This is a genomic window from Prevotella heparinolytica (assembly GCF_004342845.1).
Taxonomy (GTDB): domain Bacteria; phylum Bacteroidota; class Bacteroidia; order Bacteroidales; family Bacteroidaceae; genus Bacteroides; species Bacteroides heparinolyticus.
The window spans coordinates 1-14,498 of the sequence record NZ_SLXB01000040.1 but is presented as its reverse complement, the minus strand read 5'-3'; the positions used below and the strand labels follow the sequence as shown (position 1 = coordinate 14,498).

Sequence of the window (14,498 nt, the reverse complement as noted above, 5' to 3'; positions counted from 1 at the left end):
AAAATCAAGTCCGTTTCATTTCAAAAAACGTGTAATTGACTATATTTCAATAATTTCAAAGAACTATTTATCCACTTTTACGGGACAGTAGTGAAGCGGAGTATAAAATTCGATTTGTTCCCTAAGAAAGTAAACGGCGTATTGGTCGAATGTAGACCTATACGTATGCGGGTAAGTTATGCCGGGAATAGGGTAGATATAAGGGTAGGGTATAGTATAGAGGCTGCTAAGTGGAATGTAAAAGAAGGCCGGGTAAAAGCAGGGGCTAAGAATCGGTACAAACAAACCGCCGGAGAAATAAATAAGGCTATCTTAGCTTGTGAAGAACGAATAGAAGGAATATTTACCCGCTTTGAACTATTAGAAAAGCGTAATCCAAGCCCCGCAGAATTAAAGCAAGCCTTCGACGAAGAAACCGGACGTAAGGAAGCGGAACCCGAAGAAACCGAAAACGGAATAACCTTTTATAGTGCCTATGCTGAATTTATGGAAACTATGGGCCGGTTAAACGATTGGACGAAAGCAACCTATACAAAGTTTAATAGTTTGCGTAGGCACTTGGAAGCGTTTAACCCAAATCTAACATTTGGCGAAATAAACGAAGAAACCCTACAAGAATTCATTACGAGCCTACACAAAGCCAACTTACGAAATACTACTATTTCTAAAAATATGTCTTTTCTACGGTGGTTTTTGCGCTGGGCCTATCATAAGGGATATAATCCAAGCACCATACATGAAACCTTTAAGCCGAAATTCAAAGGGGCTGACGGAAACGCCAAGGAAATAATTTATTTGGAATGGGAAGAACTTATTAAGTTGTATAACTTTAAATTTCCGTCTAATAAACCTTCCCTTCCTGCTGTACGTGATGTTTTTTGCTTTTGCTGTTTTACCGGGTTGCGCTATTCTGATGTTGCCAAATTAAAGCGTTCTGATGTCCGACCCAATCATATAAATGTAGTAACGCAAAAAACGGTAGACGGTCTTATTATAGAACTGAACGAATATAGCCGGGCTATTTTGGATAAATACGCGAATATACCGTTACCGAAGAACTTAGCCCTTCCAGTTATTAGCAACGTAAAAATGAACGAACACCTTAAAACAATGGGGGAAGTTGCAGGATTGGACGAACCGCAAAGAATCGTTTATTTCAAAGGTAGTCAACGCTATGAAGAAGTTTACCCTAAATATGCCCTTCTTACTACTCATTGCGGCCGGCGTACCTTTATCGTAAATGCGCTTCGCTTGGGGGTTCCGTCCGAGGTTATAATGAAATGGACGGGCCACTCTGATTACAAGGCCATGAAGCCGTATATAAAAATAGTCGATAAATTGAAGGTTAGCGAAATGGATAAATTTAATAAGTTCGGGAAGGAAGAAACGGAAGGGGAAAAATAGCAAAACCCGAAAAAGAATCCGAAACCCGGTTATCCATTTGGTTACGTTTGAAACTGCGCATAACCAAAGTTATAAGCTAAAGCAGGGGAAGTTAGAATATTGGTTCTAATTGGTTATGAATGATAATATAGCTTTTAGAGCCTGTCTCTCCGCTGGAAAGAATTGCAAAATAAAAAAAGTCCCTGTAAATTAATACCTTACGGGGATTTTTTGTTATTGGTGCATAGCAAAATAAGCATATCAAAGCATTCTTTCGGTGTACTTATACCTGATTACCTTCAATACCAGGTACACCTATTTGGTAAATAATTCATTGTCTGTCAGTATTTTCTATCTATCCTGTATAATTCATATCTCTTGAAATAAAAGCAAAAAAAGAGAAGGAATTTTGCCATATCGGAATTGTTAGTAATTTCAAAGTGCTAAAATTCAATTATCTAACATTCCTTCTCATGGACAAAATTAGCTCATTATTCTCAGGTTTCCAAGCTACATGCCTTTGTTGGTGTACGAAGGCAAAAGCGGTAAGATGATACTCCCAATCCTTCGTCCGGGACAAAGGAACAAGCCCTTAAGTGTACATGATATTCTCAAGCGCATTATAGAGAGAATACATAAAGTTTGGCCTCGGTGTGTCATTGAATTAAGAGGTGACAGCAATTTCTGTAGCCACGAGTTTATGGATTGGATTGAGGACGAATGCTGTTTTGTTGAATTAGTCACAGGAATAACCGCAAACTCGGTGCTTTACGGACATATCGACAAGCATCTCAGACGTTGCAGGAATCGATATAAAAAGGATCATTCTGATGTGCGAATGTACTATTCTTTCGAATACCGAGCCGGAACTTGGCAACATTCACAGCGTATAATCGCAAAAAATGAGATAAATGCATTGGGAGAGCATGCACGTTTATCGTGACTTCCAATCGTAACAACAAGCCCGAAACCATTTATACAGGTTGTGGTGAATGGAGTTGTGGATAAAGGATTTGAAATGCTTACACGGGGATAGAATGTCGTGTGGGAAATTTAAAGCGAATCCGTTCCGATTGTTTCTCTATGCTGCAGCTTATGTCATGCTATATCAGTTGAAGTATAAAGCATTTGAGGGAACTGAAATTGCATCCTTTACAATGGACTCTTTTTTCAAGAAAATCATGCTTAGCGCAGTACTGATTACAGAGCAAAAGTGTGCAATAAAAGTCAGTTTTGCGCCTCACCATAGATATCGAGCGGAGATAACAAAGTTTCTAAGCACGATAGCTGCATAACAAAAAAGTATACGCATAAAAGCATAAACTCTCCCGAAAAGGCGAACGATTTGTCGTACCCATACATGATTTTTTACTCATTGTACGTTTCACACACCTTCAAACTGAAACCGAAGTGGAACTTCTGAGTCATGCTGTTGCTATTTTGGAACGAGTTTTATTGAAAAGCGTCAGCACGACTTGTTTGAATAATCAAATTGCTGGGGTATGAATTTACACAGATAAGATTTGTCCCGAAAAAAACTCTTTCTTTGCATGTATATTTGTTCTTCCTGGATAGCATCGGGAGGAATATCTTTTTTCTGAGAAGTAGAGAAAACAGATACTCTTCTGATTCTTAAATATTGTTTAATATAGAAATGCGGGGAAGAAAATCATACGGTTTACTTTATGATTTATATATGGCGTATTACATAAAAGTATTATATATTTATTGATTATCATTTATTTAATTTGTTATGACGTATTTATGGCGTATTTTAAAATCTGGTTTGACGTATTAAAGAATCAGTCTTTTTAGTTTACTTATTTTGCTTTTCTTTATGTTTGCATCGTTTGTAAGTGGAAAATGCTTGCAAACAAATGAGAATCGTTAATCTTAATTTAGTAAAACTTATGAAAAAGTTGTTGTCAGTTTTATTTCTATTAAGCTTTACCTTGGCTTCTGTGTATGCCCAAAATATACAGGTAAAAGGTACGGTGGTAAGTGGTTCGGATAATGAACCATTAGCCGGAGTAAATGTGGTGGTGAAAGGAAACACTGCCATGGGCACCATTACCGGATTGGACGGTGATTTTGTATTGTCGGTTCCCGTCAATGCAGTTCTTTCTATTTCTTATATAGGATTTAAATCGCAGGATGTTGCGGTGAAAGGACAGAAAAGCCTCAATATCGTACTCCAAGAAGATTCAGAAGCGCTGGACGAAGTAGTGGTAGTGGGTTATGGCGTTCAGAAGAAGAGCGTGGTGACAGCTGCTATCAGTAGAGTCAGTGCCGATGAACTGAATGCTGCAAAGCCTTCGCGTGTAGAAGATGCGCTGAAAGGTAAAGTGTCAGGCGTTCAGATCACTCAAAGCTCTGGCCAGCCGGGTTCGGACTCTAAAGTGCGTATCCGCGGTATTGGTACGGTTAATAACTCCGACCCGCTATATATCGTTGACGGGATGCCGGTAGATGGAGGAATCAACTACTTGAATCCGGTTGATATCGAGTCAGTGGAAATCTTGAAGGACGCTGCTTCCGCCGCTATTTATGGTGCCCGTGCTGCCAATGGCGTTGTATTGGTCACTACGAAAGGAGGAAAAACCGGTAAGACTTCCATTAACTATGATTTCAGTTATGGCTGGCAGAATCCGTGGAAAAAGAAATCCGTTTTGGATGCCACGGAGTATATGACCATCATGAATGAAATGGATGTGAATGATGGCAATGCTCCCCGCTATTCACAGGAACAAATCCTGAAAGCCGGAAAAGGGACCGATTGGCAGGATGAAACTTTCAATTATGACGCTCCTATCCAGCAACATCAAGTAAGTATCAGTGGCGGTAGTGATAAGATTCAATATTTCCTTTCGTTGGGCTATTTCAATCAAGAAGGTATCGTAGGTGGTAATCATGGTAAGTCAAACTACGAGCGTTGGAGTTTGCGTTCTAACTCTACTTATACGGTATTTGAAGAAACTTCCCGCAATTTCTTGAACAAATTGAAAGTAGGTGTGAATATCGGTTATTCAAGAGGTACTTCTACCGGCATTGAGACCAACTCAGAATACGGCTCTATTCTGGGTAGCGCTATTTCGTTCTCTCCACTGGTGCCGGTGTATGCTTCTAAAGAAGAAGGAGAAGCCATCTTGAAGCAGTATCCTACGGCTGTGACAGACAAGGACGGTAATGTCTTCTCTATGCCTCCTACCGGTTATCAGGAATTGGCCAATCCGGTAGCTCAATTGTATTCTCCTACTGTGACCAAGGGAAATGAAGATAAGCTCGTGGGTTCTTTCTGGGCCGAATTGGATCTTCTTCCCGGATTAAAGTTCAAGAGCAGCTATGGCGCGGATTTGGCTTTCTGGGGTTCAGATGGCTATGGCTTCGAATATTATATGGGGTCAATGAAGAAGAACGAAAAAAGCTGGGTACAAAGCGAGATGAATCGTGGTTTCAAGTGGCAGGTTGAGAACGTGCTGACCTACAATAAAACTTTTGCTGATAAGCATAATCTGACAGTTGTTTTGGGACAATCGGCACAGAAGTATTCTGTACGCAATCTGGGTGGTTCCGATTACAAGCTTCTGGACACGGATCCCGCTAAGGCAAATATCAATTCTGCTATTGGCGACCGCGACGAAGAACGTACTTGGGGAGGGACAGGCGGTTATAACTTTGCTGCTTTGGCATCTTACTTCGGCCGTATCGACTACAACTTTGATGAACGCTATATGTTGCAGCTGACGATGCGTCGTGACGGTTCTTCGCACTTCGGTCCTAATCATAAATGGGCTACATTCCCGGCTGTATCTGTAGGTTGGAACCTTTGGAATGAACCTTATTTGAGGGATTTAAAGCCGTCATGGTTCGATTCCTTCAAGGTGCGTTTCAGCTGGGGTAAGAATGGTAACGAAAACATAGGTAATTTCCGTTATGCTGCTTTGATGGATGGTGGACAAAACTATTATTTTGGTGGCGGCTACAGCGTAAAAGATGCAAGTAAGGGAGGAGTTATGCAGTATGGTTCTTCTCCTGCAGCGCTTGCCAATGCCAATATCAAATGGGAAGAATCCGAGCAGATAGACTTTGGATTTGACGCTCGTTTCTTTGATGCACGCTTGAATTTTGGTTTCGACTATTTCAAGAAGAAAACCAATGGCATGTTGATGGACAAACCTATCCCGAGCTATGTAGGTCAGAGTGCACCGATGTCCAACTTGGGTAAGATGGAGAACTGGGGTATCGAATTAGAAGCTGGATGGAAACACACTATCAATGATTTCAGCTATCGTATTTCGGCCAATGCTTCCTATTTGAAGAATAAGCTGATCAATTTGGGAAATGCCTCCGGTGAGACCAATTATGAGAATGCCGGTGCTTCGGGTGTAGGCGATTATGTACATGCTAAGAATGGCGAGGTTTGGCCTTACTTCTATGGTATGCGCACGAATGGGCTGTTCCAAAATCAAGCAGAGGTAGATGCTTATATAAATGATAAAGGTGAAAAGATGCAGCCGGACGCTCAGCCGGGTGATGTTCGGTTTGTCGACGTCAATAAAGATGGTAGAGTTAATGATGATGATAGAACGAAAATCGGTAAAGGTATGCCTGATTGGACATTCGGTCTTACTCTTGGTGCTGAATGGAAAGGCTTTGACCTGAACTTGTTCTTCCAAGGCACTCTTGGCAATGATATTTTCGACTTTGCGCAACGTGGTGATATTCCTGCAATGAACCGTCCCACTTGGATACTTGATCGTTGGGTAGGCGAAGGCTCATCTGATTTTATTCCTCGCATGACTTCTGCCAATCCTAACAAGAACTGGCGTTCTTCTGACCTGTATGTGAAAGATGGCTCTTATATGCGTCTGAAGACAGCTCAATTGGGATATACCTTACCTGCTTCGTTGACAAAGAAATTCTCTGTTCAAAGATTGAGAGTCTATGTTTCTGCCGAGAACCTGATTACCATAACCGGTTATGATGGATTCGATCCGGAACTTGCATCCGGCGGTTATACGACTCTGGGTGTTGATAAGGGCATTTATCCACAATCAAGAACCATCTCTATAGGTGCGAATATAACTTTCTAAACTTCTTAAAAATAGTACGATATGAAAAAATATAAGATATTGACTGTCGCAGCTCTTCTGACATCGGGCATGGCGATGACCTCCTGCGGTGATGATTTTTTGACAGCAAGTTCTACGGAGAAACAAATGGCCGGAGCTGCTGCCACTGAGAGTACCATCCTTTCCAACCTTGGTTCGGCCTATCAGATACTTTTGTTCGACAGTTATGCCAATAATAACTATAATGGCATATTGTTTATGTCTGACCTTCGTTCGGACGACTTGTATAAAGGAGGAGGTGACGCTGGTGACCAGGCTGCTTTGTACTCCTTATCTCAGTTCAGAATGAGTGCTTCCGAGAGTTTGGGTGGCTTGTGGAGTATTTATTTCACAGGGCTGGCTCGTTGTAACAACGCGATCATCTCTTGCGCCAATGCGGAAGGGGTGAAAGCTGATAAACTAAAACAGTATAATGCTGAAGCCCACTTCTTGCGTGCGTATTATGTGCATCTGTTGTGGAAATTCTTCGGAAACATTCCTTATTTTGACACACCTTTGCAAGACCCTTATATGACAAAGCAACTCTCTGCTGATGAAGTATATGCCAAAATCATGGCCGATTTGGAAGTGGCTTGTGAAGAAGGTGCTATGGCTATGAGTAATAATTCGGGAGCAGATCGGGGACGTGCTTGCCTTGCTGCTGCTTTGATGCTGAAGGCACGCGTCATCATGTATCAGAAAGAAGAAGCCAGGTATGCTGAGGTTGCCAATGATATGGCCACTATCATCAAGAGCGGCAAGTTCAGTTTGATGGATAGCTTTGATGCAATATGGCTCGATGAAAATGAGTTTTGCAGCGAATCTATTTTTGAAAGTAATCAAATGCCTGAAGGTAAAACGTGGTCAAGTGGCTGGCAAGGGTATGGTACCAATCTCCCTGCATTTATTTCTCCGAATGAGTTGAATGACCCGAATGGAGTCTTCAAAGGAGGTTGGGGCTTCGGACCTGTACGCCAGGCGGCTTATGATATGTATGAAGAAGGCGACTTGCGCCGTGACGCTTCTATCAACGACTGGAGAGGAGCAAGCTATGGCAAGCGTTTCCAAGACACCGGGCTGTTTCAGCGTAAATATGCGGCTCGTATAGGCTATAACCCTCCTCCCGGAGATACTGATTTGAATTATTGCAACAACTTGCGTATTTTCCGTTATGCGGAGACTTTGCTGAACTATGTGGAACTGGTGAAGATGCATGGTGTGGCCGAACAACAAGGAGTAGACGCACAAGAATCTTTCAACTTGATTCGTAAGCGTGCCTTTGGTGCAGACAAACCGCTTGCTGCGGTCGAGGTGAACATCAAGGCCGAGCGTCGTAAAGAGTTCTTGGGCGAAGGAATGCGTTTCTATGATCTGGTGCGTTGGGGAGATGCGGTAACTGTTTTGACGGAGAATGATGTGGAGCACAATTCAGTTCGCACATATGATGACAACAAGAAGTTGATTCCTATTCCTCTGAGCGAAATGGAAAAGACAAAAGGTACGGAATTTGAATTGAAACAGAATCCCGGTTACTAATCAGGTATAATCGTTTAAAAAAAAATCGAATATGAATAATATATTTAAATTAGGTCTGTTTGCATTAATCGTTGTTTTTGCAATGACTTCTTGCAATCCGCAAGAGAGTGACGACCACGCTTTGGGTGTCAAACCTCAAGAAAGCCAACTGGCATTTTCTGCTAATCCCACAGCAGAGAAAGCGAATGTGATAGAATTGAAGAATGAATCATCCATTAAAGGAGTTGTCACTTGGGATTTGGGAAATGGAAACCGTGCAAAGGGAGAAAGCGCGAAAGCTGAGTATCCTTTCAAAGGAGATTATACGGTAGCCATGACCCTGTATACAACCGGTGGCTCTACCACAATTACAAAGGTTATTTCTATTGCGCAAGATGACATGTCCTTGCTCGATACTCCTATGTATAATGCTTTGACAGGTGGTGCTGCCAATCTGGCCGGTAAGACGTGGGTATTCGACCAATATCATACGGGACATTTCGGCGTAGGACCTGCAAAGGGAACTGATGGATATAATGGAACTCCCCAATGGTGGTCTTGTCCGGCTAACGGGAAATTGGAATCCAGCCTTTATACCAACGAATTTACGTTTATACAAGTAGGTGTAAAGATGGTGTGGAAGAACAATGGACATGTTTATACAAATGCGGCCGGTAAGGATGCTCTGGGTGGGACTGCCACAGTACCGGGTGCCGGTGATTTTGATGTGACCTATATTCCGAAAGAAAGCTATACTTATACATTGGACGAGGCAAACAAGACCTTGACTTTGAGTGACGGCGCGTTCTTCGGGCATTATGCAGGTACGTCTACTTACACGATTATATCGCTGACTGAAAATGAACTTTATCTGGAAGCAGCCAGTGGAGTGGAGAGTGGAAATGGTTGGTGGTATCGTTTTGTGCCGAAAGAGAAGAACGTGAAACCCGTGGTGCCTTTGAAGGCTGTTAAGTTAAATGAGGATTTTGAAAAAGAGAAATTGGCCATCAACTTTACTCGTGAGTCAATGGGACAGTTGGATTATATTTATTCGAATCCGGCACCGGTTCCGGTAAATTTGTCCAGAAAAGTTTATTTATACGAGAAGAGCACGGAATTCTATTCTAATATCTCGTATACGGTTACTGATTATAAATTCGATTTGTCTGTTATGAATAAAGTGCGTATGAAGGTTTATATCCCCTCATACAACGATTACACTACGGTGGCAAACGTAGCCGGGAATTGGATTCCTGTTAATCAGTTGCAAAAGCAGGTGGCCGTGAAGCTACAGAACAGTGAGGCAGGTGGTAATGCCTGGGAAACTCAGACCGAGGTTGTGAAGAAAGATATTCCTACAGACAAGTGGGTGGAACTTGAATTTGACTTCAGTGCAGTGAAAGACCGCACAGATTATGATAAGATAGTCATTCAATTTGGTGCTGAAGGACATGCTGCGCCTGGTATTTTCTTCTTTGATGATTTTTCTTTTGGTGAATAAATAAAAAGAACGAGGCGGTTATCTACAAGAGGTAACTGCCTCTTTATGCTTTATGATGAAAAATATGATTGGTTTATGGATAGTGCCATGGATGTTATTGGTGGGCTGTGGTAATGATAAACAACCTGTCGATGTGCCATCGGCGAATGATGGCGTGATAGAAGTCTCTCCTGCAGATTTAGAATTTATGGCCGCCGGTGAAGAGAAAACATTGATAATAAAATCAGGCTCACCGTGGAAAGTGACAACCGATGGACAAACTTGGTATTCTTTGTCTGTTGCATCCGGATATACGGGTGAGACTGCCGTGAAGATATCTGCCGGAAGAAATAACTTGGATATAGAACGTGCTGCATTGCTCTCTTTCACTTCCGGCAAAGGTGCTAAAAAGGAATATCGGTTCAAGCAAATGAAGGGCGAACCTGAAAACTATGTTCCCGAAGGGTATTCTTTGGTTTGGCAAGATGAATTTGAAGAGCCGAGATTATCCGGTGGAAAACCGGCGCTGCCTAATACTACGGAATGGTGGTATGAAGTCGCAGCCCCGGGCTGGGTGAATAATGAGTTGCAACGATATGTTGCCGATGGAGTCTTGGGCCAAGATACTTGTGCCATGATTTCGGATGGCACATTGAAAATTATAGCTCGGAAAAAAGGAGGTGAGGTTGTTTCTGCCCGTATCAACACGCTGAAAGCATGGAAATATGGTTACTTTGAGGCGCGTTTGAAACTTCCTAAAGGAAAAGGCACATGGCCAGCATTTTGGATGATGCCTAAGAATTCTTCTGCGTGGCCCGATGACGGTGAGATAGATATTATGGAGGAAGTGGGATATCGGCCTAACTGGGTATCTTCGTCTATTCATTGTAAGGCTTATTATCATTCCATTGGTACGCAGAAAACCGGTGAACAGTATATACCTACCGCCGAATCGGATTTCCATGTTTATGCTGTGGAGTGGACAGAAGATTATATAAAGGGGTTTGTAAATGGTAAGTGTCATTTTACATTCAACAATGATAAAACAGGAAATAAAAAGACATGGCCTTTCAATGTCCCTTTTTATTTGAAGCTTAACCTGGCATGGGGTGGCGATTGGGGAGATGCTGAAGGAGTGGACGAAGCTGCTCTTCCTGCGACTTACGAGATTGACTATGTACGAGTGTTTCAGAAAAAATAATTAATTGAGATAAGTATTATGAGACGTTGGGTTTATTACTCCATGGGGTTGTCGTTGCTTTTCTTTGCGTCTTGCATACACAAGACAGAAACGAAAGATGACGATGTGGAGCGTAAAGTTGAAAATTTATTGTCCCGGATGACTTTGGAGGAGAAACTTGGTCAGATGAACCAGATTTCTTCGTATGGTAACATGGAAGACATGAGCGGGTTGATAAAGAAAGGTGAAGTGGGATCTATTTTAAACGAGATAGATCCGGTGCGTGTTAATGCATTGCAGCGTGTGGCTGTGGAAGAGTCCCGATTGGGCATTCCTTTGCTGGTGGCACGCGATGTGATTCATGGCTTTAAAACCATCTTTCCCATACCATTGGGACAGGCGGCTTCTTTCAATCCGCAGTTGGTGGAAGACGGTGCACGGATAGCGGCTATAGAGGCTTCTGCCGCAGGCATCCGCTGGACATTTGCACCAATGATTGATGTGGCGCACGACCCCCGTTGGGGACGTATGGCCGAAGGATGTGGTGAGGATACCTACCTGACTGCGGTGATGGGTGCCGCCATGGTGAGGGGATTTCAGGGAGATTCATTGAATAAGTCGACATCCATTGCAGCATGCCCCAAGCATTTCGTTGGCTATGGAGCTGCCGAGGGTGGTCGTGACTATAACTCGACTTTTATTCCTGAACGTCGTCTGCGCAATGTTTACCTGCCTCCGTTTGAGGCTGCCGCCAAAGCCGGTGCCGCTACGTTCATGACTTCGTTCAACGACAACGACGGAGTTCCTTCTACTGGAAATACTTTTATTCTGAAAGATGTGCTTCGCGATGAATGGGGATTTGACGGATTGGTTATATCCGATTGGGCTTCGGCTGCTGAAATGGTAGCTCATGGTTTTGCTGCCGATTCAAAAGAGGCTGCCATGAAGGCGGTGAATGCCGGAGTGGACATGGAGATGGTCAGCTATACATTTGTTAAGGAACTGCCGGGGCTGATAAAGGAAGGGAAGGTAAAAGAGGCTGTTGTGGACGAGGCGGTGCGCAACATTCTGCGAGTAAAATATCGCCTGGGATTGTTTGATAATCCTTACGTTGATGAAAAGAGGCAAGAGGTGATGTATGCTCCTGCCCATTTGGAAGCGGCCAAACAAGCGGCGGTAGAGTCGGCTATCTTGTTGAAGAACGACCAGGAAGTGTTGCCGTTGCAAGCGTCGGTGAAAACGGTGGCCGTGGTTGGTCCGATGGCTAATGCACCTTATGAGCAATTGGGCACTTGGGTGTTTGATGGTGAAAAGACGCGTACCGTGACACCCCTGACTGCCATCAAGGAGTTGGTGGGCGATAAAGTGCAAGTGATATACGAACCCGGATTGGCGTATAGTCGCGATAAGAACATGGACGGTGTGGCTAAAGCTGCTGCCTCTGCCGCACGGGCAGACGTGATTCTTGCTTTTGTGGGCGAGGAATCCATCCTTTCGGGTGAAGCACATTGCCTTGCCGACCTGAATCTTCAGGGAGCACAAAACGAACTGATTGCCGCCCTTGCCAAAACCGGTAAACCGGTGGTCATGGTAGTGATGGCCGGTCGTCCGTTGACCATCGGCAAAGAAGTGGAGGCATCTTCTGCTGTGCTTTATTCGTTCCATCCGGGAACAATGGGTGGTCCGGCATTGGCCGACTTGCTGTGGGGAAAGGCTGTGCCCAGTGGAAAGACTCCCGTTACTTTCCCGAAGATGGTGGGACAAATTCCACTTTACTATGCCCATAACAATACGGGGCGTCCGGCTACGAGGAATGAAGTGTTGCTGAATGATATTCCGTTGGAAGCCGGACAGACCTCGCTGGGCTGTACTTCTTTCTATATGGATGCAGGGTTTGATGCGTTGTATCCTTTCGGGTACGGACTGTCTTATACCACTTTCAAATATGAGAATGTGAAGCTGGCATCTGCCAATTTGAAAAAGGATGATGTGCTGAAGGTTACTTTCGATTTGGAGAATACGGGAAAGTATGAGGGTACTGAAATCGTACAGCTTTACGTGCAGGACAAAGTAGGTTCTGTTACCCGTCCGGTGAAAGAGTTGAAGCGCTTTATGCGTGTAAATCTGAAACCGGGAGAGAGGAAAAACCTGACGTTGGAACTTCCGATAAGCGAACTTGCTTTCTGGAACATAGACATGGTGAAGACGGTGGAACCGGGAGATTTTGCTCTTTGGGTAGCTCCAGACAGCCGGCGTGGAGAAGAGGTTGCATTTAAGGTAGTGGACTGATGATTGTTTTCAGTGATTAATCGAAGAGAGAGGGGGCAGACCATATCGGTTTGTCCCCTCTTTCTTATGATACAATCGGATACTGTTCAGAAGCGGTTTTCAAAATTCTTTCAGTACCTCTTTCCAAACACTCCTCTTAATTATCTGTCATTTAATCTTTCTGTATCCGTACACGGCTCTGTCGCCCAGCTCTTCTTCAATGCGCAATAACTGGTTGTACTTGGCCATACGGTCCGAACGGCTTAACGAACCGGTTTTGATTTGCCCGCTGTTGGTGGCTACGGCAATATCGGCAATGGTAGTGTCTTCCGTCTCGCCCGAACGGTGGGAAGTGACGGTGGTATATCCGTGACGATGTGCCATTTCGATGGCATTCAGTGTTTCGGTCAGCGAGCCGATTTGGTTGACTTTGATAAGGATGGAGTTGCCGCATTCTTTTTCGATGCCTTTGGCAAGGAAATCCACATTGGTCACGAACAAGTCGTCGCCCACCAACTGGCAACGGTTGCCGATGCGTTCGGTCAGTTTTTTCCAGCCTTCCCAATCGTTTTCGCTCATACCATCTTCGATGGAGTCGATGGGATATGTATTGATCAGCTGCTCCAGATAGTCAATTTGTTCGTCAGCGGTGCGTTTCTTGCCTTTTTCACCTTCAAACTTGGTGTAGTCGTAGATGCCGTCGTGGTAGAACTCCGACGAAGCGCAGTCCATGGCAATCTTCACATCCTTGTCCGGTTCGTAGCCGGCAGCCTTGATGGCGGCAATGATGGAGTTCAGCGCATCTTCCGTACCGTCCAAGTTGGGAGCAAAACCGCCTTCATCGCCTACAGCCGTGCTGAGGCCGCGATCTTTCAATACCTTCTTCAAGGCGTGGAATACTTCGGCACCCATACGCAAACCTTTGCGGAAAGAACTTGCGCCTACGGGGCGGATCATGAATTCCTGAAAAGCAATGGGAGCATCGCTATGCGAACCGCCATTGATGATGTTCATCATCGGAACGGGCATCACATACGTGTTCGTTCCACCGATATAACGATAAAGAGGTACATCCAAATAGGCAGCAGCGGCTTTGGCCACGGCCAGCGATACGCCGAGAATAGCGTTTGCACCCAGATTGGATTTGGTGTTGGTGCCATCTAGTGCCAGCATGGCGTGGTCAATGGCCACTTGGTCGAGGGCGGACATGCCTATCAGTTTGGGAGCAATGATTTCATTGATGTTGTTTACAGCCTTCAGCACACCTTTGCCTAAGTAGCGTTTTTTGTCTCCGTCACGCAACTCCAAAGCTTCATGCTCGCCTGTGGATGCGCCCGAAGGAACGGAAGCACGGCTGATGAAGCCTGATTCCAGCGTTACGTCTACTTCCACAGTGGGGTTTCCTCTTGAGTCGAGGATTTCGCGTCCGATAATTTTTTCTATTCTCATATTCAGTAAGTATTTAAATATTACTGTCCGCTAAACCATAATTATCTACTCCCAACTCGTTAACTATTACGTGTTGGGAGTATTTCTTTTTTCGGACAAGCCCCCTTATTTC

Annotated in this window: 9 protein-coding genes; 8 read left to right on the top strand and 1 reads right to left on the bottom strand. The window is 44.1% G+C overall.

The window, feature by feature from the left end; all coding sequences use genetic code 11:
* Positions 1–165: 165 nt before the first annotated feature.
* From EV202_RS14285 to bglX, 8 genes are all read left to right on the top strand, one after another.
* Positions 166–1,404: a site-specific integrase gene (locus tag EV202_RS14285; RefSeq protein WP_234878311.1), complete on the top strand. Its 1,239-nt coding sequence runs from the start codon at positions 166–168 to the stop codon at positions 1,402–1,404.
* 493 nt (positions 1,405–1,897) lie between these two features.
* Positions 1,898–2,326, top strand: coding sequence for a transposase (locus EV202_RS15475; RefSeq protein WP_106068432.1), 429 nt, complete (start codon positions 1,898–1,900; stop codon positions 2,324–2,326).
* Between the two features lie 49 nt (positions 2,327–2,375).
* A complete protein-coding gene (locus EV202_RS15470; protein ID WP_131927535.1) occupies positions 2,376–2,678 on the top strand; it encodes a transposase in 303 nt (100 codons plus the stop codon).
* 615 nt (positions 2,679–3,293) lie between these two features.
* Positions 3,294–6,476 carry a SusC/RagA family TonB-linked outer membrane protein gene (locus EV202_RS14270; protein ID WP_131927534.1) on the top strand — a complete coding sequence of 1,061 codons (3,183 nt, stop codon included), beginning with the start codon at positions 3,294–3,296 and terminating at the stop codon, positions 6,474–6,476.
* Positions 6,477–6,497: 21 nt separating this feature from the next.
* The gene (locus EV202_RS14265) at positions 6,498–8,030 is read left to right on the top strand and encodes a RagB/SusD family nutrient uptake outer membrane protein (protein ID WP_131927533.1); all 1,533 of its coding nucleotides are present in this window, start codon (positions 6,498–6,500) and stop codon (positions 8,028–8,030) included.
* A 31-nt stretch (positions 8,031–8,061) separates the two neighbouring features.
* Complete coding sequence (locus EV202_RS14260; RefSeq protein WP_106068435.1) at positions 8,062–9,510, top strand: hypothetical protein; 1,449 nt, start codon at positions 8,062–8,064, stop codon at positions 9,508–9,510.
* A 52-nt stretch (positions 9,511–9,562) separates the two neighbouring features.
* The gene (locus EV202_RS14255; RefSeq protein WP_131927532.1) at positions 9,563–10,690 is read left to right on the top strand and encodes a family 16 glycosylhydrolase; all 1,128 of its coding nucleotides are present in this window, start codon (positions 9,563–9,565) and stop codon (positions 10,688–10,690) included.
* A gap of 18 nt (positions 10,691–10,708) precedes the next feature.
* Positions 10,709–12,958, top strand: a complete 2,250-nt coding sequence (bglX, locus tag EV202_RS14250; RefSeq protein WP_131927531.1) for a beta-glucosidase BglX — start codon at positions 10,709–10,711, stop codon at positions 12,956–12,958.
* Between the two features lie 147 nt (positions 12,959–13,105).
* On the opposite strand, the gene eno is transcribed toward bglX, so the two are convergent.
* Entirely contained in the window at positions 13,106–14,386 is a 1,281-nt protein-coding gene (gene eno, locus EV202_RS14245; protein WP_131927530.1) for a phosphopyruvate hydratase, read from the bottom strand.
* Positions 14,387–14,498 lie beyond the last annotated feature (112 nt).